This is a genomic window from Martelella sp. FLE1502 (assembly GCF_053484255.1).
Map to the genome: position 1 here is coordinate 59,678 of NZ_JBAKFQ010000020.1, position 22,928 is coordinate 82,605.

Consider the following 22,928-nt stretch of genomic DNA (forward strand, 5'->3'; position numbering starts at 1 on the left):
CGGCCTCCCTATATTGCGGGTAGACCCATGAAAGGAAGCCGATCTTGATGCCGATCCATACGTCGCTGGGCGACAATGCCAGACTTACGCTCGACAACATCACGGATCGCGCCTCCGACCTTGTTCAGCCGACGCTGAGGCTCGGCGTCACCGGCCTGTCGCGGGCCGGCAAGACAGTGTTCATCGCCTCGCTGGTTCATAACCTGCTGCACAATGGCCGCCTGCCCTTCTTCGAGGCGATGCGTTCGGGGCGCATCTCCGATATCAGGCTGGAAGAGCAGCCCGACGACCAGGTCCCCCGCTTCGACTACGAAACCCATATCGACCGGCTGGTGGACGAACGCATCTGGCCCGATTCGACCCGCGCGGTGTCCGAACTGCGCCTGACCCTGCACTATGAGAGCGCACGGCGCTGGAACCGGATGTTTTCCCGCGGCAGGATTTCCATCGATATCGTTGATTATCCTGGCGAATGGCTGCTCGATCTGCCGCTGCTCGGCCAGGATTTCCGCGCCTTCAGCCGCGAGACCGAGGCGCGCGCCGCAAGCCCCGCGCGGGCGGCGCTCGCGAAGGACTGGATGGAGCTCGCCGGCTCTCTCGACTATGACGCGCCGGCCGACGAGAAGACCCTGAAGGCGCTGCATGAAAGCTTCTCGGCCTATCTGACCGCCTGCCGCGCCGACGAGCATTCGCTTTCCACCCTGCCGCCCGGCCGCTTCCTGATGCCGGGCGATCTGGAAGGTTCGCCCGCCCTCACCTTCGCGCCGCTGCCGGGTCTTAGCGAGGAAAAATTCAAGCGCGGCTCGCTTGCCGCCCAGATGGAGCGGCGCTTCGAGGCCTATAAATCCGTCGTCGTAAAACCGTTCTTCCGCAACCATTTCGCCCGCCTCGACCGCCAGGTCGTGCTGGTCGACACGCTGCAGGCGCTGAGCCGCGGGCCGGAGGCGATCGCCGATCTGGAGCGCGCGCTGTCCGAGGTGCTGTCCTGCTTCCGTCCGGGTCGCAATTCCTGGCTCTCCTCGCTTGCGCGGCGGCGGATCGACCGGGTGCTGATCGCAGCCACCAAGGCCGACCATCTTCACCACGAAAGCCATGACCGGCTGGAGAAGCTGACCCGCCGGCTGGTCAATGACGCGATCAAGACCATCGGCATTTCCGGCGCAGGCATTGACGTGATGGCGATCGCCTCCGTCCGCGCGACCCGGGAAGCGACGGTCGAATCCGGCTCGCAGGTTCTGCCGGTCATCGTCGGAACGCCGATAAAAGGCGAGAAGATCGGCGCGGAAACCTTTGACGGAATTCGAAAAACCGCGATCTTCCCCGGCGACCTGCCGGCCAATCCGGAGGCGTTTTTCCGAATGCTGAAGCGCGGCGGCGACGTGCCGGAAAGCCTTGCCGATATCAATGCCGTGCGGTTCCGCCCGCCCGAAATCGACATCGAGGCCAGCGAAGGCGGCGTTTCGATCCCGCATATCCGCCTCGACCGGGCATTGCAGTTTCTGATCGGAGACAGACTGGCATGAGCCCCGACCACACGCGCCGCCCGGCGGTATTCGATATCGAGGAAAAATCCGCGCGCAAGGGCGACGAGCCGCGCCGCCCGCCCCGCCATTTCGATCCGCCGCCGGTGACGCCCGATGAGGACGACCCGTTCCTGAACGACGCGGAGACGATTGCGGCGGACGAGATGGAACCGCCGGTCGCGACCATGAAGAAGCGCGGCTTCTCGTTTTCCAAGCTTGCCGGCATCGCCTTCGGCATCCTGCTGTCGCTGGCGATCGGGCTCTGGATCGACGATCTGGTGCGCTCGCTGTTTGCCCGTGCGCCCTGGCTCGGCTGGCTGGCGCTCGGCGCTGTCGTGGTGGGCGTCGCGGCGGCGCTGGTGGTCGCCGCGCGCGAGATCATCGCGATCATGCGGCTTGGCGCGATCCAGCATATCAAGCTGAAAATGGCCGACGCCCATGCAAGCAGCGATGCCGCAAGCGCCCGCACCGCCGCCCGCGAGCTTTCGACGCTGCTTGCCGGCAAGGCCGAGACCGCGCGCGGCCGCCAGCGGCTGGCAGAGCTTGACGAGGATGTCGTCGACGCCCCGCAGCTTGTGGAGTTCTGCGAACGCGAGATGCTGGCGCCGCTGGACCTCAAGGCCCGCGCGCTGATCCTCAACGCCTCCAAGCGCGTATCGGTGGTCACCGCCATCAGCCCGCGCGCCGCCGTCGATCTTCTCTACGTCTTCTACGAATCGATCCGCCTGATCCGCAACATGGCGGAGCTTTATGGCGGCCGCCCCGGCTCCGTCGGCATGTTCCGGTTGATCCGAGATGTGCTCTCGCATCTGGCGGTCACCGGGTCGATCGCCGTCGGCGACAGCCTGATCCAGCAGGTGCTCGGCCATGGCCTCGCCTCCAAGCTTTCCGCCCGCTTCGGCGAGGGCATGATCAACGGGCTGATGACCGCACGCATCGGCATCGCCGCCATGGATCTCTGCCGCCCGATGCCGTTCTATGCCTTGAAACGCCCCGGCATGGGCGATTTCATCGGCGATCTCGCGCCCGGCGAAAAGCGCGACCTGTCCAACCCATAACCGACGACGCGCAAGCATAGATTGTGCGAAAACCAAAGCTTAACCATTCGCCGTCATGATTGGCTACCGAACTGATGTCTTGCGTAACCGGAACAATCGATGGCCCCTACTTTCCGCATCCTTCGCTCCGCCCTGCTGATCGCGGCCCTCGCGGCGACGCTTCCGGCAAGCGCCATTGCCGAAAGCGATGACGACGCGTTTTTCCGCCAGGTCGCCGGCAAATGGACAGGCCCCGGCAAGATCGTCGAAGGCAAGCTGAAGGGCACCCATTTCAAATGCGAGCTGGACGGGCTTCCGGTATCGGGCGAGGAAGGCGGCTTCAAGCTGGACGGCAAATGCCGCGCCGGCCTGTTCTCCCACCCGATCACCGCCGTGTTCATCCGCGACGGCGACAGCTATCGCGGCCAGTTTCTCGACGGCGAGGACGGCGACGGGCTGGCGGTGACTGGCGGCAGCATCGAAGACCAGAAAGCGGTAATTTCATTGAGACGCAAGGAGGTCGAGGGCGCGCTGGTGACCAGCATGCAGAGCGAGAACGACCTCAACATCACGCTTCTGATCAAGGGCGGCACGCGTTACGTCCCGGTCATCGGCCTGTCGCTGAAGCGCGAGGGCGACCCCTTCACCGTCGGCGCGATCAAGTAGCGGCGTCCTCAGAAAACCGGAGCGCGCTCACACCGTCCACCATGCCCCGTCATCGCTGATCGCGACAATGCCCGCCATATCGGCCTCGGAAGCCCATTCAGCCACCGCGCGACCGTTGACGGCAAGGTCGGGCGCGATTTCGGCAAGCGGCATCAGCACGAAGCCACGTTCCAGCATGCGCGGATGCGGGATGGTCACGGTCTCCGCGTCCAGCCTCTCGCTGCCATAGGTTAGAATATCGATATCGATCAGCCGCGGGCCCCAGCGGACATCGCGCACCCGTTTCAACTGTTTCTCGATATCGAGGCAGCGCTGCATCAGCGCCTGCGGCGGCAGTGACGTTTCGACCAGCGCACAGCAATTGATGAAGGGCGGTTGCTCGACAAGGCCCCAGGGCGGCGTGCGGTAGAGCTTCGACACGGCGACAACTGCTGTGCCCTCCCCGCTATCGAGCATCCGCAAGGCGCGGGCCATGGCGGCCGCCGGATCGCCGAGATTGGCGCCGAGCCCGAGCGCAGCGCGGACGGGTTCAGCGGACATCGCGCACCAGCCTCGCCTCGACATGATCGAGAATGCCCGGGATCGGCACCGAGGGCTTGCGCACCGCGACTTCGACGCGCGTGATCGCCTGATGGTAAGCCACGACCGCCTCGGCGATCGCGGCGGCAAGCGCCTCGATCAACTGGAAGCGCCGCTCCGTCACCACCGCCCCCACAACGGGGTAGAGGTTACCGTAATCGACGGCGTTGGTGAAATCGTCGGCAAGCGCTTTCGGATCGTCAACATCGATAATGACGTCGACGAAGTACCGCTGCCCCTGGCGCTCCTCCTCCTCAAACACGCCGTGATAGGCATAGAAAGCGCAGTTCTTCATGGTGATCGTGTAGCGTCCGCTCATGACCGGTCTCCATACCGTCGGGAAATGATTGCATCGGCGGCGGCAAGCGCTGCCCGGTTGGCCGCGACATTGTGCACGCGGAATATCGCCCCGCCGGCAAGCCGCAGCAACGCCGTGGTGGCGGCGGTGGCGAAATCGCGCGCGAGAATGTCATCCGCGCCGGCAAGGGCGGCGACAAACCGCTTGCGCGAGGTGCCGATCAGAAGCGGCAGGCGAAGTTCGTTCAGCCGCTCCAGATGCGCCATGATTTCGAGATTGTCGTCGCTGTCCTTGCCGAAGCCGAAACCGGGATCGATGATCAGCCGGTCGTCGGCGATCCCAGCCGCGCGCGCCGCACGAAGCGCTTGTTCGAGAAAGGCGAATTGATCGGCCATCGGATCGGAAAGCGTGTCCGGCCTGCGGCTGGTATGCATCAGGCAATAGGCCGCACCGCTTCGGGCCGTGACGGACAGAATCTCCGGCTCCGCCGTGCCGCCGGAAATGTCGTTGACGATATGCGCGCCCGCCGCCACCGCAAGCCTGGCGGTCTCGGCGTGGTAGGTATCGATCGAGATCAGCGTCTCGGTTCGCGCCGCCAGCGCCTCGATCACCGGCAGCACGCGGTCCTGCTCCTCGGCCGGCGTCACGTCGGCGGCACCCGGTCGGGTCGACTGACCGCCGATATCGAGGATCGCCGCCCCCTCCTCCGCCGCCCGAAGGCCAAAGTCGACAGCGGCCTCGACGCTTTCGAACTGTCCGCCATCGGAAAAGGAATCGGGCGTCACATTGACGATCGCCATCAGCACGCCGCGCGGCCCGAGCGTGAGCGAGCGCCCGTGCGCGCATTCAAGCTGTCGCGGCTGAAACATGCTGGCGGACGCCTCGTTCATGATGTTCCTCCAGGGCAATTGGCAGTCAGGCAAAACCAGGCAAGGCTCCCGAACATGCGGCAAGACAGAAAGATGACGCGCGCGGCGTCACGACGAAGGACGGGAAGCCGTGACGACCCGCATACATCCGGGCCTTCCGCGCGTCCACCCGGAAAGCCGTCATTGCCCCTGCTGCGCGCGCCTCAGCCCTGGCTGTCGGGCACCCGCACCGTCAGGCCGTCGAGTTCGGCGGACATGGTGATCTGACAGGAAAGCCGCGAATTGGCGCGTACGTCGACCGCGAAATCGAGCATGTCTTCTTCCATCGGCTCGGGTTCGCCGACCTTTTCGGTCCAGGCCTCGTCGACATAGACGTGACAGGTGGCGCAGGCACAGGCCCCGCCGCATTCCGCCTCGATGCCGGGCACGCCGTTGCGAACCGCGTTTTCCATCACGGTCGATCCGTCCTGTACCTCGAGGTCATATACCGTATCGTCATTGCCGATGAATTTCAGTTTGAGCATTTGCCGGGCCTTGGTCTTTTCGGGAGGGTCGTTCAGCGCTAATTGCGGCATATGAACGGGGCAGTCAATATCGCCCTTGACCATATGGGATGGCGCTGGGCCGGCTTGAAGGCCCCGCGTTTTGGTTTTGCGAAAGCCTCAGAAAAGGCGCATTATGGTTAATATTTGCTAAATATCGGAATTTGATCGGTTTTTGCCGCCGCAAAACCGGCTCTTGCGCGATCGATCGCGGGGAGCTTCGGGAGGGAGACTTTCACGATGTTGTACGTGTCTGGCGAATGTGCGATGAAAAGCTGGGATAATCCTTTGAAATAGAAGACATTTGCCCGAGTTTACAGGCCTTTAGCACATGTAAAAGGTCCCGTTCGAAAAGGCATCTGAACGCTGTTTCAGGAAATGTGTACCGCGCCAGACAGGCCGCAAAGGCTGTGTGGTTCGGGATTGAAATAGAGTAATCGGGCCGGCTTTCGCCTTGATGCGAGACCGCCCGTGTGTTGCGAGGCGTATTATGGCGAACCAAACTGGCGGCTCTTCGCTCGACGATCAGGCACTCCACGCACTGGAGGACGCGCTTGCATCCGATGTGGCGAGCGACGACACTTCCGGTGAAGCCGACGCGGCGCAGAAGAAGGCCCCGCGGCTGCGCGCGCCCTCGCAGCGCAAGCAGTCCGCTGCGCCAGCTTCTTCGCGCGCCACCGCCGCCCGGCCGAAATCGCCCGAATTCCGCCCCGCGAACGACCCCGGCATCGTCTCGACCCAGCGCGTGCTGCGCGCGTTCGAGCGCTCCTCGACCGTCAAGGCGCTGCGTAATTCCACCATTATGGCCGCCGGCTGGCTGGCGCTCGGCATTGGCGGCACCATGGTCGCCTTCGGCTCGGAAATCTTCCGCGCCCGCTCCTTCGCCGATATTCTTTCGATCGACGGCATCGGCCTTGCCGCGGCCCTGACGGTCGCGCCGATCTTCGTGTTCTACGCCTTCAACCTGATGCTCGCCCGCGCCCGCGACATGCAGGAGGCCGCCCGCTCGATGGCCGAGGTCGCGCTCAAGCTTTCCGACCCGGATGAGAACGCCGCCCAGCAGGTGCGCAATGTCAGCCAGGCGGTGCGGCGCGAAGTCTATGCCATGAACGAAGGCATCGAGCGCACCATCGCACGCGCCTCGGAACTGGAAAACCTCGTCCACTCCGAAGTCAACGCGCTCGAGCGCAGCTATGCCGAAAACGAAATGCGGATCCGCAATCTGGTGCAGGAGCTGACGGCGGAGCGCGAGGCCGTGGTCAATCATGCCGCCCGCATCCGCACGTCGCTTCTGGGCACCAACGACCAGATGAAATCCGACATCGCCCAGGTTATGGAGGAACTCACCCAGACGGTCGGAACCGCCGGCGACGGCGTTGCCAAGATGCTCGAAACCCGCGCCGCGACGCTCACGGAAAGCACAAGCCGCGCGGCCCAATCGCTTGGCGACCTGCTGGAAGAACGCTCGACCACACTGCGCGAATCCTTCGATCGCAGCTATGGCCAGTTGAGCGAACTGTTCGACGACCGCTTCAACGACCTTTCCAACCGCTTCGACGAGCGCGGCCGCAAGCTTATCGGCGATTTCCACACCAGCGCGACCGCGCTGAACGAGGATACCGAGCGCCTGACGGCAACGCTCAGCGAACGCGGCGCCAAGCTTGACGAAATCCTGTCGGAGCGCACCGCCAAGCTCCGCGACGTTGCCGAGAGCAGCGAAACCGCAATGAACGCGGCGCTGGAACGCGTCGTCGGCGGGCTGACGGATACCATCACCGAGACCGAGGCCCGCTTTACCCAGAAGCTCAACGAGGCCAACGAGGAAGCGGCAAGCCGGTTCGACGAACGCAGCCAGTATGTCGATCAGCGGCTGGAAGCCACGCTGACCCGGCTTGGCAGCAATATCGACAGCCGCCTGGAAAATTTCACCGGCGCGCTCGAAGCCAGCGGCAATGCTCTGGAGGATCGTCTCAATGGCGGCGTGGAGCGCGTTTCGCGTTCGCTGGCCGAGGGCGAATCCACCATCGGCAACATGCTGGAGAGCGCATCCGAGCGCCTTCAGGAGCGCATGAGCGACGAAACGCAGGCGCTCGCCGCCAGCCTGTCGGCCAATGTCGAGGCGCTCGACCAGACGCTTGAAAACCGCAGCCGCGAGCTTGGCAGCAAGATCAGCGCCGAGCATGAGCGTCTCGGCCAGACCTTCGATGAAGCCGGCAACCGCCTGGAAGGCAATATCGCCCGCCTCAACCAGCAGCTTGCCGGCGGAGAAGCCAGCATCGCCGCCTCGCTCAGCGATGCCGCCGAACGGCTCGGCGACCGCATGAACGAGCAGGCGATCATGCTGACCACCACGCTTTCGATGAGCGAGGAGAGCCTTGCCCAGACGCTCGATTCCCATTCGGCGCGCGTCGAGGAAAGCATGCGCGCGGGCAGCGAACGCCTGAGCGGCACGCTTTCGGGCGTTTCGGAACGGCTCGATGCCCAGCTCGAACGCTTCAATACCCAGGTGGGCGACAGCGAGAGCGGCATCGCCGCGACGCTGGAAAACGCCTCGAGCCGGCTCAAGGAGCAGCTCGACGAACATCAGATGGACCTTGCCGCGACGCTTTCGGCAAGCGAGGCAACCTTCGGCCTCACCCTCGAAAACCAGGCCGAAAAGTTCGGCGATACCATCCGCCTCAGCCAGGAGCAGCTCGACGGCACGCTCAACACCGCGGCCGAAAAACTGGAAGAACGCCTCACCCGCTTCAACGCCCAGATCGGCGACAGCGAGAACGGCATTGCCGCATCGCTCAACGCCGCCTCCGAGCGGCTGAGCGACACGCTGAACGACCGCACAATCATGCTCACCACGGCGCTTTCGGCAAGCGAGGAATCCTTCGCCCAGACGCTGGACACCCATTCCACACGGCTTGAGGAGACCCTTGGCGCCGGTCAGGGACGCCTTGGCCAGGCGCTGGAACAGGCGACCGGCGAGATCGGCAGCCAGTTCGAGCGCTTCAGCGACCGGATCAGCGCCGGCGAGACCGGCATTTCCTCGGCCATTTCGGGTGCTTCGGAACGGATCGACCAGCAGTTCGACCGCCTCACCCAGGGTCTGGGCGATGGCGAAAGCAGCATCGCGAAAACGCTCACCGAGGCCGCCAGCCGGCTCGACGAGCGCTTCAACGAGCACGCCATCATGCTGGCGACCACGCTTTCCACCGGCGAGGAAACCTTCGGCCAGACCATCGAATCGAATTCCGCACGCCTTGCCGCGGCGCTTGAGTCCGGCCAAAGCCAGCTCGCCGGCGCTTATGAGGGCGTCGCAAGCCGACTGCAGGCGACCATTACCAACGAAGCCAACGCGCTTGACGGCCGCATCAACGAGATCGACAGCCGCATCGCGGAAACCTTCGCGGCCCGCGAAGCCGGTATTCGCGATGCCTATCGCGAGGGCCAGACCCAGCTCGAAGACGCCCTGCGCAGCAATGCGGGCGAGATTCAGCGCGCCTTCGACCAGGCAAGCGCGCAGGTCAATGAGACGCTTACCGACCAGACCACCAATATCTCGGCATCGATCGCCGCCTCCACCAGCCTCCTGGAAATGACGCTGGAAGGCCGGCGCGAAGCCCTGCAGGACACCATCGACAAGGCCGGCACCGCGCTCGAAGGCCGCCTGCGCGGTTCGGCGGGCGCGATCGCCGAAAAGGTCTCGACCGCCGCCGGGCTCATCACCCGCTCGGCCGAAACCATGACCGACCGGGTGGAAACCTCCTTCGGCGTGCTGAACGAGACGCTCGCCCGCCATGGCGACGCCGTGGAGAAAGGCGCGTTCCGGATCGAGGGGCTTGCCGAGGAAACCGGACGCCGTCTCGACGACGCGCTCACCAACCACGTCAGCGCGATCGAACGCTCCTCCGACGAGGCGCGCGCCAAATTCGAAAACACCTTCGCCGAACAGCGCTCGGCCTTCGAGCGCACCGCCAATGACGCGAGCAGCCAGCTCAATGCCTCCGCCGATGCGCTTCACGAGCGCATCTCCGGTGCGCTGGAAGCCAATGGCAAGCGCCTGGAACAGGCCGGCGAGACCGTTTCGGAACGGCTCCACGAGACGCTGCTGACGCATGAAAACACCTTCTCGCTGATCGGCGCGCAGTTCGACGAGCGGCTGAACAGCATGCTGGACGAAAAGGCGCGCGGCATCGAGGCCGCCTCCTCCTCCGCGGCCGACCGCCTTGGCGAGGCCTTGGACGCGCGCCACAACCGGATCAGCGAGACGCTGGAACAGGGGCATGGCCGGATATCCGAGAGCCTTGAACAGGCTGAGGGCCGTCTCTCGGATACGCTTGGACAGGGCCACGGAAGAATATCCGAGACCCTGGAACAGGCTGAGGGCCGGCTGTCCGATTCCCTGGAACAGAGCCACGGCCGGATTTCCGAGACGCTCGGACAGGGCCATGGCCAGATCGAGGAACGCTTCGGTAGGCTGGAACAGGCGCTCGATCACGGCATCGGCAATCTCAACAGCACGATGGATCGCCGCGCCGGCGAGCTGGCGGGCCGCCTGCGCGACACCGTCGCCGAGGCCGCCGGCAACATGACCCGCAATGCCGAAGAGGCGCGTCAGAAGCTCGAAGCCAGCGGCAGCGCCTTCACCGAGCAGGTGACGAACTCCGTCGCTTCGGCCCGCGAAGGCATGGAGCTTTCCGCCAACGCCATCTTCGAACGCGCCCGTGAACTGCAGCAGGCGCTTGCCGAGCAGAGCAACGCGGCAAGCGAAAACGCATCGGAAAACAGCGCCCGCATCAGCGAGATCCTGTCGGCCACCAGCGCGCGGATCGACAACCAGATCGCAACGATCCAAAGCACGATGAGCGATGCCGAAAACCTGCTTGCCCAGCGCAGCGAGCGGATGAATGCCGGCATCACCGAAGCCGCCGGCGCGATCTCGCAGTCGATGGGCGAAACCGAGCGGACTATGACCGAACGGGCCGCCGAACTGCGCGACAATCTCGGTTCGCAGATTGCATCGCTGCAGGAAATCCTCGGCGCAGCCGACCGGGCGCTTGCAGCCCGCGGCGAGGCCGTCGGCACCGCGCTCGACGAACGCTCGCGCGACCTCAACTCGATGCTGGCCGGTCGCACCGCCGAGCTCAATGCCCTGATCGACGAAAAGGCGCAGCCGCTGATCGCGCGTTACGCCGAAACCGGCCGGATCGCGGCGGAGGAAATCCGCCAGGCCGCCGACGAGACCAGCCGTCAGCTTCGCGATGACAGCAATGCGCTGGCCGGCAATGTCGAGGCGCTGGTGCGCCATCTCGGCCAGAGCCACCAGTTGCTCGCCGGCGTCGTCAACGAGGCGGCCGACAGCCTGTCTTCCGTCGACCGGAACCTCAACACGACCGCAAACCGCATCACCGAAACCGCGGAACGTTCCGCAGCCTCGATGTCCGAGGCCGGCGCCATGCTCGGCAACAAGGTCGATGCGCTCGACGGTAGCGCGTCCAACTCGCTTGCCGCAGTGCGCGAACTGGTCGAGAAGATCGAAAGCCATGCCGGCATTCTGGACCGCGCCTCGAACCTGATCAGCTCCGCGCAGTCCAATCTCGCCAATACGCTCACCGAGCGCCAGGAGGCTCTCGGCCTGCTGTCGAACGGACTTGCCGAGCGTTCGCAGGAAATCGAGCGTGGCCTGAAGGCGGTCGCCGCCATGATCGCCTCGACCATGGACCAGACCGGCCGCGAAGCCGAGACGATGTCGCAGCGCGTGGGCGAGACCATGCGCGGCTCGGTCGAAGACGCCGCCAAGCGCTTCTCCGGCGCGACCCGCGAGATCGAACAGGCAGCCGCCGCCATCCGCGCCGAGCTGGACGACACCCGCGCCGCCGTCAAGCGCGGCATCCACGACATGCCCGAAGAGGCCCGCGAAAGCGCGCAGGCCATGCGCAAGGCGGTCGAGGACCAGATCCGCGCGCTGCAGGATATCTCCACGCTGGTATCCACCTCGCGCAACCAGCTTTCGCAGCCGGTCGCGCGCCAGCAGGCATCCGCGCCTGCCACAGCGCCGCGCAGCAGCGAAAGCCTGCCGCCGTTTTCGGCATCGCCTGCCGGCAACGCTTCCGGCGAACGCAGTCTCGGCAGCTTCGAAACCAAGGCCACGGCCGCCCCCGCGCAGCCCGCCCGTCAGGCGGTGACCCGCTCGGCGGCGTCCAGCGCTCCCGGCGGCGAAGGCTGGATCAGCGATCTGCTGCGCGCCGCCGCCCGCGAGGAAGCCGGCCAGAGCCGCAAGCCCACCGAGCGCCGCCCGGCCGCCGAGACGCTGAACGCGCTCTCGGTCGATATCGCCAGCGCCATCGACCACGACACCGCCGCCGATCTCTGGCACCGGTACCAGCAGGGCGAACGCGATATCTTCTCTCGCCGTCTCTACACGCTGAAGGGCCAGCGCACCTTCGACGAGATCAAGACGCGCTATGAAGGCGACCGCGAATTCCGCACCTCCGTCGACCGTTATATCGCCGATTTCGAGAAGCTTCTGTCGGACGTGATGCACAACAACCGCGATCGCGGCGTGGTCCAGTCCTACCTGACGTCTGACACCGGCAAGGTCTACACCATGCTCGCCCACGCGGCCGGAAGGCTGCGATAAGGCGAAAGCCAAGACGCGAAAAAGGCGGCCCCGGAGCCGCCTTTTTTATTGTTCCGATGCTAAAGGATGCAGACCGCTCAGCGGGCGATGCCGACCCTGACGGCGGTGTTCGGGCCGGCCGTGGCGGGCACCGGCAGGTTGTCGGCGCGGAACAGGAACTGGGTCGACATGCCTTCGGCGGGCAGCGTCACTTCCTGCTGGATCACCTGATCGTAAAGCGCGACATCGCCATCGACCACCTCGACGCGGACCGGGACCTGATAGGTGCCGGACTTTGCCTTCGGGCCGCCGACGAGGCGGCCGGCGATCGAGATTGTCTCGAGCAGCTGGTTGCCGCCGGGCGCGGCCGCGCAGGTGCGGCTGAATTCGCCGAGCGAGACCTGGTAGGCAAGATTTTCGGGTGCCTCGGAATTGGCCGGCGAATAAACGCGTTTGAAAGCAACCTCGTCATCGAGCATCACCTTCGGGCAGAGCTTCGTCAAGGCGGTCAGGTTGATGCCCGGGGTAACCGGGCGGGCGGGCGCGGGCTCCGGCTCGGGCTGGGCCGTCGAGCAGGCCGCCAGTCCCGAAATTGCAAGAACAGCTGCCACGCGGCGGGTAGTGCGAAATGACACGGCGAAACTTCCTTTCCTCTCTCAAGGGCTTTTCAAGCACTCGGGCTTTGCTTTATATCAGCGCCAACACAGATTGTCTGGTCGACCGCCCCCTCGTCTCCATTAGAACGGTCTTAACAGGTAAAGCCTGCCACAAGCTAGACAATTTCGATACTCTGGCAAGCACAAAGGGGCTTTGCGTGGACTATATTTCTACCCGTGGCGAGGCGCCCGTCCTCGGTTTTTCAGATGCGGTTCTGGCCGGCCTCGCGAAGGATGGCGGGCTCTATCTGCCGCGCGAATGGCCGTTCCTGCCGACCGATAGTATCCGCGCGCTGCGCGGCAAGACCTACCAGGAAATCGCCTTCACGATCATCAAGCCGTTCATCGATGGCGAGATCGCCGATGACGAGCTGAAGGCAATGATCGACGACGCCTACGCCACCTTCCGCCACGAGGCGGTCGTGCCGGTGGTTCAGAGCGGCGCGAACCGGTTCACGCTGGAGCTTTTCCACGGCTCGACCCTCGCCTTCAAGGACGTTGCCATGCAGTTGCTGGCCCGGCTGATGGATCACGTGCTGGCAAAACGCGGCCAGCGCGCCACGATCGTCGGGGCTACCTCTGGCGATACCGGCGGCGCTGCGATCGATGCGTTTTCGGCAAGCACCCGCACCGACATCTTCATCCTGTTTCCCCACGGCAAGGTGTCGCCGGTGCAGCAACGGCAGATGACCACGCTCGGCGCCGACAATGTCCACGCGATCGCCGTCGAGGGGCATTTCGACGACTGCCAGAACCTCGTGAAAGCGATGTTCGCCGATGGCGTGTTCCGCGACGAGGTGAAGCTTTCCGGCGTCAACTCGATCAACTGGGCGCGGATCATGGCGCAGGTGGTCTATTATTTCACCGCCGGCATCGCGCTCGGCGCGCCCGACCGCGAAATCGACTTCACCGTGCCGACCGGCAATTTCGGCGATATCTTCGCCGGCTATGTCGCGATGAAGATGGGGCTTCCCGTCGGCCGGCTGGTGATCGCCACCAATGAAAACGACATCCTCGCCCGCGCGCTGGAGACCGGACGCTATGAGATGCGCGGCGTCGAGGCCACCACCTCGCCGTCAATGGATATCCAGATCTCGTCCAATTTCGAACGCCTTCTGTTCGAGGCGAGCGGCCGCGACAGCACCTATGTGCGCCGCGCCATGGCCGGGCTGAAGCAATCCGGCGCGTTCGATATCGAGGAGAAGACGCTCGCCGAAATCCGCGCCCTGTTTGCCGCCGGCAAGACTGATCAGGCAGAAGCTGCCGCCGAGATCGCGCGCTCGCTGAAGGACACCGGCGTGCTGATCGATCCCCACACCGCAGTTGCCGTCGCCGTCGCCAGGAAGCTTGAGCGCAGGGAGAATCCGATGGTGGTGCTGTCGACCGCCCATCCCGCCAAGTTCCCGGACGCAGTAAAATCGGCAAGCGGTATTGACCCGGCGCTTCCCGCATGGCTTGCTGGTCTGATGGACAAGGAGGAGCGTTTCAGTGTCCTCTCTCCCGACCTGGATGCCATCGAGGCCTATATTCGTTCAGGCATCCAAAAAGGTTGAGCACTGACCAAAACGAAAGCAGGACCGCATGACCGTAGAGTACACCCGGCTTTCCTCCGGGTTGACCGTCGTTACCCAGAACATGCCGCATATCGAAAGCGTTGCGATCGGAACCTGGATCAAGTCTGGTTCGCGCAATGAACTCATAAATGAGCATGGCATCGCCCACCTTCTGGAACACATGGCTTTCAAGGGCACCAAGCGCCGCACCGCCCGCCAGATCGCGGAGGAGATCGAAAATGTCGGCGGCGAGGTCAATGCCGCGACATCCACCGAGACCACGTCCTACTATGCGCGCGTTCTGAAGGATCACGTTCCGCTCGCCGTCGATATCCTCGCCGATATCCTCACCGGCTCCGCCTTCGATGAGGAGGAGCTGGCGCGCGAGAAAAACGTGATCATGCAGGAGATCGGCGCCGCCAACGACATTCCCGACGATGTCGTGTTCGACAATTTCGCGGGCGCGGCCTTTCGCGACCAGACCATCGGCCGGCCGATCCTCGGCACGCCGGAGACCGTGATGGCGTTCACGCCGGACGATATCCGCCGCTATCTCGCCCGCAACTACACCACCGACCGCATCTTCATCGTCGCCACCGGCGCAGTCGACCATCAGTCCTTTGCCCGGATGGTGGAGGAGCGCTTTGCATCCCTTCCGCGCAAACCCGAAACGCCGCCGCAGATGGAAGCAGCGATCTATACCGGCGGAGAAGTGCGTGAAACCCGCTCGCTTTCCGATGCGCAGATCATTCTCGGCTTCGAGGGTCCGGCCTATCACGCGCAGGATTTCTACTGCTCGCAGATCCTCGCCAATATCCTTGGCGGCGGCATGTCGTCGCGCCTGTTTCAGGAGGTGCGTGAGATCAGGGGGCTTTGCTACTCGGTCTATGCCTTCCACTGGGGCTTTTCCGACTCAGGCGTGTTCGCCGTCCACGCGGCTACCGGCGGCGAGCAATTGCCCGAGCTGATGCCCGTCATCGTGAACGAGCTGCAGCGCGCGGCCGATCATTTCGATGAAAGCGAGATCGAGCGGGCGCGCCAGCAGATCAGGGCCCAGCTTCTGATGGGCCAGGAGAGCGCGGCCGCCCGCGCCGGACAGATCGCCCGCCAGGTGATGCTCTGGGGCCGGCCGATCCCCAACGAGGAAATGATGCTGCGCATCGAAAACATCACGCCGCGCCGTCTGACGGACCTTGCCGGCCGCTCCTTCTACGACGCGCCGCCGACGCTATCGGCCATCGGGCCGCTGGACCAGCTTGGCGGGATCGAAGACATCGCCGGCAGCCTCAGCTTCAACCACAAGCAGGCGGTGAATGCTGCCGGGTAGACCAGACGGGCACGCTGCCCGTCGCGCCGTCAAAGCCGCCCCGCCTTCGGCTGCGCCACGGGGCCGTCCCGCGCGCGCGTTCGGCGGCGCCTGCAGCCGGTTGGCGGAGTAGCAGGCGTGGCTGCGTTGCTGATTTCGTCCCGCGCGCGACGGCGCCATCGGTTCGCCATACAATCCGCCGACCACCTGCTGCGGCTGCCGCGGATGGCCGATTTCGAGGAGTGGAAAGCGCTTAGAACCCGCAGCCGCGCCTTTCTCCAGCCGTGGGAGCCGGTCTGGAGCGCCGCCGACATGACCCGGCGCGGGTTTCGTAAGCGCATCGCCCGCGTCAATCTCGAATTCGAGTCGGGCTCGGGCATCCAGCTTTTCATCTTTGCCAGAAACCCTGACAGGCTGGTCGGCGGCATCACGATCGGGCTGATCCGGCGCGGCGTGGCGCAGATGTGCATGCTTGGATACTGGATGGGCGAGGAATATGCCGGCAAGGGTCATATGTTCGCCGCACTTCAACTCGTAATTCGCTATATCTTCGAGGAGTTGAGGTTGCACCGGATTGAGGCGGCCTGTATCCCCACCAATATGCGCAGCGCGTCGCTGTTGCAAAAAGCCGGCTTCACCAAGGAGGGGTACTTGCACAAATATCTGCGCATCAACGGCGAATGGCAGGATCATCTTCTCTTTGCCCTGCTCAAAGACGACTACGACCGCAAAGGGAATTAAAGACCGTTGATGCCAATGTCCCCCCTCACCGGCTGGCTCTGCCGTAACCTTCTGGCGCTGTTTGGCGCGATCGTCGTGATGATCGCTGTGGCCGCGCCGGCCCTGGCGCTCGAACCGGTGGAAGTGTCGCGCGGCGATGTCGCCATCGACCTGACCTCGCAGGTCGAGCTCTATCCCAATGAGGGCGAGACCTTCCAGATTTCGACGGTGCCCGACCCGAATGGCATAAGACGTCGCATCGAGGTCCGTTCCACCGGGAACAACCACTCCGGCGACTGGGCGGTGTTTTCGCTTGCCAATATTTCCGACGAACAGCTCGACCGGCTGATCGTCGCGCCGCATTTTCGCCTTGTCGGCTCCGGCCTGTTCTGGCCCGACCTAGGCTCGTCGCGGATCGAGGCGATCACGCCGAGCGAGGGCTTTGCGCTGAACCGCGTCAATAGCGACGATGCGGACGTGTTTTCGATCACGCTCAATCCGGGATCGGTGATCACCTTCGTGGCGGAACTCAACACCGCCGAATTGCCGCAGCTCTACATGTGGGAGCCGGAGGCCTACAAGGATACCGAAAACGCCTTCACGCTCTACCACGGCATCGTGCTCGGCATTGCCGGCCTGCTGGCGGTGTTTTTGAGCATCCTGTTCGTGGTCAAGGGAACCTCGGTGCTGCCGGCAACAGCGATGCTGGCATGGTCGGTGCTGCTCTACGTCGCGATCGATTTCAATTTCCTGAACCAGATCATACCGTTGTCGGCGTCCGATCAACGCATTTGGCGGGCGAGCGCCGATGTCGCGATCGCGTTTTCGCTGGTGGTGTTCCTTTTCACCTATCTCAATCTGGCGCGCTGGCATGCCCAGCTCGGCTATGGCACGGCCGCCTGGGGCGTGCTGTTGATGGCGCTTTTCGGCGTCGCGCTGTTCGACCCGTCTGCGGCCGCCGGCATCGCGCGACTTTCGTTCGCGGCAACCGTGCTTGCCGGCATCGTGCTGATGTTCTACCTGAGCTTCCGGCGCTACGACCGCGCGATCCTGCTGATGCCGGCCTGGGCGCTGATCGTCGCCTGGCTGTTTGCCGGCTATATGGCGGTGACGGGCCGGATCGACAACGACATCATTCAGCCGGCGCTCGACGGCGGCATGGTTCTGATCGTGCTGCTACTCGGCTTCACCGTGATCCAGCACGCCTTTGCCGGCGGGGTTTACCAGCCGGGCCTGTTTTCCGATCTGGAGCGTCAGGCGCTGGCCTTCCTCGGCACCGATGCCACCGTGTGGGACTGGGATGTCGGCCGCGACAGGATCGTGACCGAGCCCGATTTCGCGCCCAAGCTCGGCCTTGCACCCGGCGCGCTGAACGGCCCGGCGCGGACATGGCTGCAATATCTCCACCCCGCCGACCGCGACCGGTTCCGCTCCACCCTCGACCTGTTCCTCGAATGGCGGCGCGGCCGGCTGAAGCTTGAGTTCCGGGTGCGCGCCAATGACGGGCATTATCATTTCATGACCATCCGCGCCCGGCCGGTGCTGAGCTCGGATGGCGAGGTGATCCGCTGCGTCGGCACGCTGAACGACCAGACGGACCACAAGGTCTCCACCCAGCGCCTGTTGCAGGACGCCGTGATCGACAATCTCACCGGCCTGCCGAACCACACCATCCTCACCGACCGGCTGCAATCGCTGATCGCATTGTCGCGCACGGCGCCGCATCTCCACCCGACGCTGATCGTGGCGGATATCGACCGGTTCAAGGAGATCAACGAGACGCTGGGCTTTGCCGCCGGCGACAATATCCTGATCGCGCTGACGCGCCGCATCCAGCGGCTGCTGAAGCCGGAAGACACGCTGTCCAGGATCTGGGGCAGCAGCTTCGCGATCATCCTGCAATCCCACAATGACCCGGACGCGATCGCCGAGTTCACCGACGCCCTGACCGCCGCGATCGATGTCCCGATCACGTTCGAGAACCGCGAGATCGCGCTTACGGCGGCGATCGGCATCGCGTCGTGGCACGATGACCACGAGACCGCCGAGGCGTTTCTGGAGGATGCCCGGCTGGCGATGCTGCGTGCCAAGCGCATGGGCGGCAACACGGTCGAGACCTATCGTCCGGCGCTCAGAATGCTCGATGACGAGCGCAAGCAGTTGCAAGGCGACCTCGGCCGCGCGATCGACCGTCAGGAAATGGCTGTGCTCTACCAGCCGATCGTGAAGTTCGACGGGCAGAAGCTTGCGGGCTTCAGATGCTCGCTGAACTGGAAGCATCCCCAGCGCGGCGATGTCTCCGCCGGCGAGATTTTCGAGCTGAGCCGGGAGAGCGGTCGCTCGGCGGAGCTCATCCTGTACACCGTCCGTCAGGCTGCCAACGATCTTGCGGCATGGCAGCAATCCGTCGCCAATGCCCGCCCGTTTGTGATGGTCGAACTGGGCTGCAACGAGATGCTGAAAACCAGCACGCTGATCGAGCTGGAGAGCATTGTGCGGGAATCGGAAGTCGCGCCGCGCCAGATCGTGTTTTCCATTCCGGAGGATATCGTGCAGGAAGCGCCCGAGCAGGCGAAACTGGCCTTGCAGTATCTGCGCACCATCGGCGCGGGCGTTACCTTGTCCGGCTTCGGCAATGGCCACGGCTCGCTGACGCTACTGAAGAGCTTCCGTTTCGATGCGACCTATGTCGACGGCGCGATCTTCAAACACAATCAGGAACCGCAGGCCGAAATCGTCAAGGCCTTCAGCGAACTGGCCGAGCGCCTCGGCACGGCGATCGGGATCAGCGACCTCGACAATGAGGCCGATGCCACAGCCTTTGCCGAAGCCGGCTGCACCTATGCAACCGGCCCGATTTACGGTCCCGCGGTGGTCTCAACCACCGCGATCCGTCTTGTGCGCGAGAACGGCGCAAGCTGAACCGGCAAGGGCCGCCCCGCGCCCGCGAAAGCCGGCGCATGGCCCTGCCGGCGCAGATCGGCGTTACGCAGCCGCCTTTCCGGCTTTGGGGCCGTTCAGCATGGTGACGATGTAGTCGATTTTCGCGACGATCTCCGGCGTCAGCACGAAGGGATAGAAATCCTGCTGGCCCATTGACTTGTGAATCGCATTCATCGCGATCGTCAGCGGTATCCACGCATCCGCCAGACGTTTGCCGCTGACGCATTTGTAGGGGTCGCCGAGCGGTTCGAGCCGGGCATCGTCCACCGCAAGGCCGAAGGCGCGCGCGGTTTCCAGCGTGTCGACGATATGGAGCGCATGGGCGAAGCTCTCGGCGAAATCCTCCCAGGGGTGCGTCGCCGCATAGGCGCTGACGTGGTGCTCGGGCCAGTCCGGCGGCGGGCCGTTCTCATAGTGACGCTGGAGCGCCGCCTGATAGTCCTCACGCTCATCGCCGAACACCTTGCGGAAGCTCTCCAGCCGGCCGTCGTCGCGCACCAGCCGGTCCCAGACATAATGCCCGACCTCGTGGCGGAAATGGCCGAGCATGGTGCGATAGGGCTCGTTCATCTGATCGCGGATGATCTCGCGGGTCACGTCGTCGGCCTCTGCCGCCCGCAATGATATCAGCCCGTCCTCATGGCCGGTCATCGCCGGCGTAACAGAACCGTCGGCCTCTACCGTGTCCTCAAGGAAATCGAAAACCAGCCCCTTTTCCGGGTCCTGCTTGCGCGTCGGCGTTTCCACGCCCCAGCGCAACAGCGAATAGAACAGGTGCCGCTGGGCGGCGCCGATGCGCTTGAAACGGTTGAGCCCGATCTCGGTGGTGGTGTCCGGTATAAGGTTGTTGTGCCGGCAGGCCAGGCAGAAGGTCTCGTCGTCGTCCTCGTCCACCAGCCAGTTGCACACGCCGATCCCGGTGTTCTCGCAGAGGCGGAAACGGCGGCTCTCATCATCCGCCTTGTGCCAGAGGTCTCCCTCGCCCTGCCTGATGGAATAAAGGGCGATATCATCCGGCGCAAAGCCCAGCCGATGGCCGCAAGCGACGCAGGTATCGTTATCGAAATAAACGGTCTGCCCGCAATGATCGCATTCAAAGATCTTCATGGAGGCCTCGCAATTGCATCCGCCATCATTGGCAGACGCCCCTAAACGGGAATCCCGGCCGGATTGTTTCAGGCGTGCCCGATATTGGTGGAAAGCGACGAGGGGCGCACACCCATCGAATACAGCGCGCGTTCATATTTGCTGTCGAGATCGCGATCGAAAACCATGTCCTCGATCGCCGGGCATGTCAGCCAGTCATTGTTGGCGATCTCGCTTTCAAGCTGGCCGGGCGCCCAGCCGGTATAGCCGAGCAGCAGCGTCGCCCGTTCCGGACCCCTGCCGGCGGCGACCGATTTCAGGACATCGAGTGTCCCCGTCATCGCCATATCATCGCTGATCGGAATGCTGCCGTCGCCGGAATAATCATAGGAATGCAGCACGAAGCCGCGGCCGGGTTCCACCGGCCCGCCGCAAAGTACCGGAAAATCGATCAGGGACGGCATCTCAGGATCGCGCTCTTCCCCGACAAGGTCGAGCTGATGAAGGACTTCGGGAAAGGTCACGGACTGGGCGCGGTTGATGATGAAACCCATCGCTCCCTCGCCGGAATGGGCGCAGATATAGATCACGCTGCGTTCGAACTCGCTCTCGGCAAGCTGCGGCATGGCGATCAGGAACTGGCCGTCGAATGGCCCGCGTTCACGCCCTTTTGCAAAGTTCTCCAACACGTCGATCTCCAGCGAAACGTTTGCGCCGCTTTCAAAATTCATCGTAGGCATGAAACCAAGATGGGGCAAGGTCACGCGATATTCAAATCAAATTGTCCGCAATATCATCGAAGCGCCATATCCCCGCCCCGCCGGCTGCGCTAAAGAGCAAGCATGAGAACACGCCGCATCCTGATCATCGCCGCACTCGCCCTGCCCGCTTTCGCGGGCTTTGCCCATGCCGGACAAACCGAATGGGCCGAAGATGCCGGCGGGCGCATGCGCATGATCATGACGGCGCCCGATGAGGACGGCACGATCCGCGCCGCGCTGCAGGTGGAGCCCGCAGACGGTTTCATCACCTACTGGCGCGAGCCCGGCGAAAGCGGCATCCCCCCGCAGATCACCATCAGCGGCAATGACGACGTGACGCTCGAAGCCATCGCCTATCCCGTGCCCAAGCGCATCGACCTCGCCGGCGTGACGGACATGGGCTATGACGGGCCCGTAACCTTTCCGTTGACCTTCAAGGCCGCGCCGGGCACGCATCCGCAGATGGACGTCACCGCCTTTATCGGGCTTTGCAAGGACATCTGCATTCCGTTCCAGACGACGTTCGAGATCACTGCCTCAACCTATGCCGACAGCGCGGTCGATGCCGCGATCCTCGCCGTCGCAGAAACCACGCTGCCGGAAGCGCCATCGGCCGATTTCCGCGTCGAACGCGCGGTCAGCACCGGCGAGGCCCTGAAGCTTGCGATCGCCCTGCCGGATGCCGAAAACCCCGAAATCACGCTCGCCAGCAGCGGCGGCTTTATCGTCGAGGCGCCCGCTGGCGCAATGGAGGATGGGGCCTACACGATCACCATACCGCTGGCCTCCCTTCCCGACGGCCGGGATTCCGTCGCGGGCGACTGGTTGCTGCTTGCCAAGGCGGGCGGGCGGGTCATGGAAACGCCGCTTGTGTTTGAAACGGTCTCCCCTTAGGTTTCGTCCCCAGAGGATAAGAGAAGGAGTTTTCCATGTCTGTTTCAAAGGGCGACACGCTGCCCTCCTCCACCCTGCGCGAACTCACCGAAAACGGGCCGGAGCAGGTCTCCACCGACGACATTTTCAAGGGCAGGCGCGTGGTGCTGTTTGCGGTCCCCGGCGCTTTCACGCCGACCTGCTCGATCAACCATCTGCCGACCTATCTCGAAAACCGCGACGCCATTTTGAGCCGCGGCGTCGATGAGATCGCGGTGGTGGCGGTCAACGATCCGTTCGTCATGGGCGGCTGGGCCAAGGCTACCGGCGGCGAAGGCAAGATTCGCTACCTCTCGGATGCCGACGGCGCGTTCACCAAGGCGCTTGGCATGGATCTCGACATGTCCGGCGCCGGTCTCGGCCTGCGCTCCAAGCGCTATTCCATGCTGGTCGAGGACGGCAAGGTGAAGGAGCTGAATGTCGAGGACAATCCCGGCGAGGCCACGGTTTCCGCGGCGGCGACCATTCTCGGCCAACTCTGATCGCGCATTCGCTCTCGCGAAGACGTTGTTGCAAAGGCGGAAGCCGGCCGGGATTTCCCGACCGGCTTCCTTCATGCCCGGACCCAACACTTGGCAGGAAGCGCCCGCGGCATTAACCGGCCGACGCTCGCGGCGGCTCGAAACCAAGGCGGTGAACCAGTCTAAACGCGCCGCAAAATCTATTATTTATATTAAAATCTTTATAGTCGATAAACCTGGAAACGATAAAACTATTTTTATTAAATAATATCCATCGTATTACATCGCTTATTCAGAATAACAAACCATTCCGTATTCTTCATCGGCTCTGCTAGGCGGTGTGGACGGATTGCCGCAGTTTGAAGAAATGGGATTCCCCGGCTGA

Annotated in this window: 17 protein-coding genes; 10 read left to right on the forward strand and 7 right to left on the reverse strand. The window is 63.9% G+C overall.

Going from position 1 to position 22,928, the window contains the following annotated elements; genetic code table 11:
- The first annotated feature begins 44 nt into the window (after positions 1–44).
- From V6767_RS16355 to V6767_RS16365, 3 genes are all read left to right on the forward strand, one after another.
- On the forward strand, positions 45–1,523 hold the full coding sequence (locus V6767_RS16355; protein WP_448474444.1) for a YcjX family protein: 1,479 nt from the start codon (positions 45–47) through the stop codon (positions 1,521–1,523).
- Positions 1,520–2,581: a YcjF family protein gene (locus tag V6767_RS16360; RefSeq protein WP_448474445.1), complete on the forward strand. Its 1,062-nt coding sequence runs from the start codon at positions 1,520–1,522 to the stop codon at positions 2,579–2,581. The genes V6767_RS16355 and V6767_RS16360 overlap by 4 nt, the downstream gene beginning before the upstream one ends.
- 99 nt (positions 2,582–2,680) lie before the next feature.
- Complete coding sequence (locus tag V6767_RS16365; RefSeq protein WP_448474446.1) at positions 2,681–3,226, forward strand: hypothetical protein; 546 nt, start codon at positions 2,681–2,683, stop codon at positions 3,224–3,226.
- A gap of 27 nt (positions 3,227–3,253) precedes the next feature.
- On the opposite strand, the gene folK is transcribed toward V6767_RS16365, so the two are convergent.
- The 4 genes from folK to V6767_RS16385 form a co-directional block, all read right to left on the reverse strand.
- Positions 3,254–3,766, reverse strand: coding sequence for a 2-amino-4-hydroxy-6-hydroxymethyldihydropteridine diphosphokinase (gene folK, locus V6767_RS16370; RefSeq protein ID WP_448474447.1), 513 nt, complete (start codon positions 3,764–3,766; stop codon positions 3,254–3,256).
- On the reverse strand, positions 3,756–4,124 hold the full coding sequence (folB, locus tag V6767_RS16375) for a dihydroneopterin aldolase (RefSeq protein ID WP_448474448.1): 369 nt from the start codon (positions 4,122–4,124) through the stop codon (positions 3,756–3,758). Before folB ends, folK begins: the two co-directional genes overlap by 11 nt.
- Positions 4,121–4,993, reverse strand: a complete 873-nt coding sequence (folP, locus tag V6767_RS16380; protein WP_448474449.1) for a dihydropteroate synthase — start codon at positions 4,991–4,993, stop codon at positions 4,121–4,123. The genes folB and folP overlap by 4 nt, the downstream gene beginning before the upstream one ends.
- 182 nt (positions 4,994–5,175) lie before the next feature.
- Positions 5,176–5,496 (reverse strand): 2Fe-2S iron-sulfur cluster-binding protein, encoded by a 321-nt coding sequence (locus tag V6767_RS16385; RefSeq protein WP_026173774.1) that lies wholly within the window; start codon positions 5,494–5,496, stop codon positions 5,176–5,178.
- A 508-nt stretch (positions 5,497–6,004) separates the two neighbouring features.
- Between V6767_RS16385 and V6767_RS16390 the strand changes: the two genes are divergently transcribed.
- Positions 6,005–12,145: an apolipoprotein A-IV repeat region-like domain-containing protein gene (locus V6767_RS16390; RefSeq protein WP_448474450.1), complete on the forward strand. Its 6,141-nt coding sequence runs from the start codon at positions 6,005–6,007 to the stop codon at positions 12,143–12,145.
- Between the two features lie 77 nt (positions 12,146–12,222).
- On the opposite strand, the gene V6767_RS16395 is transcribed toward V6767_RS16390, so the two are convergent.
- A complete protein-coding gene (locus tag V6767_RS16395) occupies positions 12,223–12,759 on the reverse strand; it encodes a hypothetical protein (RefSeq protein WP_448474451.1) in 537 nt (178 codons plus the stop codon).
- A 179-nt stretch (positions 12,760–12,938) separates the two neighbouring features.
- On the opposite strand from V6767_RS16395, the gene thrC reads away from it, so the two are divergent.
- The 4 genes from thrC (at position 12,939) to V6767_RS16415 (ending at position 19,281) form a co-directional block, all read left to right on the forward strand.
- Complete coding sequence (gene thrC / locus V6767_RS16400; RefSeq protein WP_448474452.1) at positions 12,939–14,333, forward strand: threonine synthase; 1,395 nt, start codon at positions 12,939–12,941, stop codon at positions 14,331–14,333.
- A gap of 28 nt (positions 14,334–14,361) precedes the next feature.
- The gene (locus tag V6767_RS16405) at positions 14,362–15,660 is read left to right on the forward strand and encodes a M16 family metallopeptidase (RefSeq protein ID WP_448474453.1); all 1,299 of its coding nucleotides are present in this window, start codon (positions 14,362–14,364) and stop codon (positions 15,658–15,660) included.
- A gap of 126 nt (positions 15,661–15,786) precedes the next feature.
- Positions 15,787–16,380, forward strand: a complete 594-nt coding sequence (locus V6767_RS16410; RefSeq protein WP_448474462.1) for a GNAT family N-acetyltransferase — start codon at positions 15,787–15,789, stop codon at positions 16,378–16,380.
- Positions 16,381–16,389: 9 nt separating this feature from the next.
- The gene (locus tag V6767_RS16415; protein ID WP_448474454.1) at positions 16,390–19,281 is read left to right on the forward strand and encodes an EAL domain-containing protein; all 2,892 of its coding nucleotides are present in this window, start codon (positions 16,390–16,392) and stop codon (positions 19,279–19,281) included.
- 63 nt (positions 19,282–19,344) lie between these two features.
- Here V6767_RS16415 and V6767_RS16420 read toward each other — a convergent pair whose 3' ends face one another.
- Together V6767_RS16420 and V6767_RS16425 are read right to left on the reverse strand one after the other, a co-directional pair.
- Entirely contained in the window at positions 19,345–20,409 is a 1,065-nt protein-coding gene (locus tag V6767_RS16420) for a zinc-binding metallopeptidase family protein (protein ID WP_448474455.1), read from the reverse strand.
- A 68-nt stretch (positions 20,410–20,477) separates the two neighbouring features.
- The gene (locus V6767_RS16425) at positions 20,478–21,089 is read right to left on the reverse strand and encodes a YqgE/AlgH family protein (protein ID WP_448474463.1); all 612 of its coding nucleotides are present in this window, start codon (positions 21,087–21,089) and stop codon (positions 20,478–20,480) included.
- Between the two features lie 141 nt (positions 21,090–21,230).
- On the opposite strand from V6767_RS16425, the gene V6767_RS16430 reads away from it, so the two are divergent.
- Positions 21,231–22,043 (forward strand): protein-disulfide reductase DsbD domain-containing protein, encoded by an 813-nt coding sequence (locus V6767_RS16430; RefSeq protein ID WP_448474456.1) that lies wholly within the window; start codon positions 21,231–21,233, stop codon positions 22,041–22,043.
- Between the two features lie 35 nt (positions 22,044–22,078).
- Positions 22,079–22,564, forward strand: coding sequence for a redoxin family protein (locus V6767_RS16435; RefSeq protein WP_448474457.1), 486 nt, complete (start codon positions 22,079–22,081; stop codon positions 22,562–22,564).
- The last annotated feature ends 364 nt before the right edge of the window (positions 22,565–22,928 follow it).

Bases quoted from the DNA above. Each gene is read 5' to 3' on its own strand.
- V6767_RS16420 (WP_448474455.1), bottom strand. From the start codon at position 20,409: ATGAAGATCTTTGAATGCGATCATTGCGGGCAGACCGTTTATTTCGAT.
- V6767_RS16430 (WP_448474456.1), top strand. From the start codon at position 21,231: ATGAGAACACGCCGCATCCTGATCATCGCCGCACTCGCCCTGCCCGCT.
- folK (WP_448474447.1), bottom strand. From the start codon at position 3,766: ATGTCCGCTGAACCCGTCCGCGCTGCGCTCGGGCTCGGCGCCAATCTC.
- folB (WP_448474448.1), bottom strand. From the start codon at position 4,124: ATGAGCGGACGCTACACGATCACCATGAAGAACTGCGCTTTCTATGCC.
- V6767_RS16405 (WP_448474453.1), top strand. From the start codon at position 14,362: ATGACCGTAGAGTACACCCGGCTTTCCTCCGGGTTGACCGTCGTTACC.
- V6767_RS16415 (WP_448474454.1), top strand. From the start codon at position 16,390: ATGCCAATGTCCCCCCTCACCGGCTGGCTCTGCCGTAACCTTCTGGCG.
- V6767_RS16385 (WP_026173774.1), bottom strand. From the start codon at position 5,496: ATGCTCAAACTGAAATTCATCGGCAATGACGATACGGTATATGACCTC.
- V6767_RS16435 (WP_448474457.1), top strand. From the start codon at position 22,079: ATGTCTGTTTCAAAGGGCGACACGCTGCCCTCCTCCACCCTGCGCGAA.
- V6767_RS16365 (WP_448474446.1), top strand. From the start codon at position 2,681: ATGGCCCCTACTTTCCGCATCCTTCGCTCCGCCCTGCTGATCGCGGCC.
- folP (WP_448474449.1), bottom strand. From the start codon at position 4,993: ATGAACGAGGCGTCCGCCAGCATGTTTCAGCCGCGACAGCTTGAATGC.
- V6767_RS16390 (WP_448474450.1), top strand. From the start codon at position 6,005: ATGGCGAACCAAACTGGCGGCTCTTCGCTCGACGATCAGGCACTCCAC.
- V6767_RS16360 (WP_448474445.1), top strand. From the start codon at position 1,520: ATGAGCCCCGACCACACGCGCCGCCCGGCGGTATTCGATATCGAGGAA.